Raw genomic sequence first — 669 nt, forward strand, 5'->3', positions numbered from 1 at the left:
TCCAGCAGGCCGTATGGCAGCGTCGGCTCGTCGATATCGGACAGCATCTGCGTGAAGAAAGCCTCATGCTCGGCGCGGCTCACGCCCAGGCGCGCCTGGGCGATGAAGTTACGGAACGGCAGCGCCCTTGGCAGCTCGGCCTCGCGGCCCAGCTGGACGGCGTGGATTTCAGAGACCAGGATTTCCAGCGTGGTATGGTCGATCGCCAGGTGATGCGTCAGCAGTTGCAACAGCCAGCGTCCGTTGGCGCGGTCCTCGCACAGGAAGGCGCGCAACAGCGGCGCCTGGCGCACGTCGATACGGTAGTGGTGCGGGTCGTAGCGGCCGCCCAGCTGCGCGGCGATCTCGCCGTCGGCCGGCGCCAGATCGATCTCCTCGACCAGCATGCACGCCGAACGTAGCACCACCTGCACCGGTTCGGCCAGGCCTTCCCACAGCACGCCAGTGCGCAGGATGTCGTGGCGGTCGATCACCGCTTGCAGGCTCGCCAGGAAGCCGTCCAGGCGTGCCCGCGTATCGAACTCGATCAGCGTCGGCATGATGTAGGCGTCGCCCTCGCCCTGCATCATGTGGTGGAACAAGATCCCTTCCTGCAAGGGCGCCAGCGGATAGATGTCCTGGATATTGGCGGCGCCGCCCGGCACCGCCGCGACGATGCCGTCGATCTCC

The 669-nt window shown here is 66.8% G+C and carries 1 protein-coding gene; it reads right to left on the reverse strand.

The window, feature by feature from the left end; genetic code table 11:
- Positions 1–669, reverse strand: a 669-nt coding sequence (locus KVP70_RS33135) for a condensation domain-containing protein (RefSeq protein ID WP_229225264.1), incomplete at both ends; no start/stop codon positions are given.

Source organism: Duganella violaceipulchra, from assembly GCF_019166075.1.
Lineage (GTDB): Bacteria > Pseudomonadota > Gammaproteobacteria > Burkholderiales > Burkholderiaceae_D > Rugamonas > Rugamonas violaceipulchra.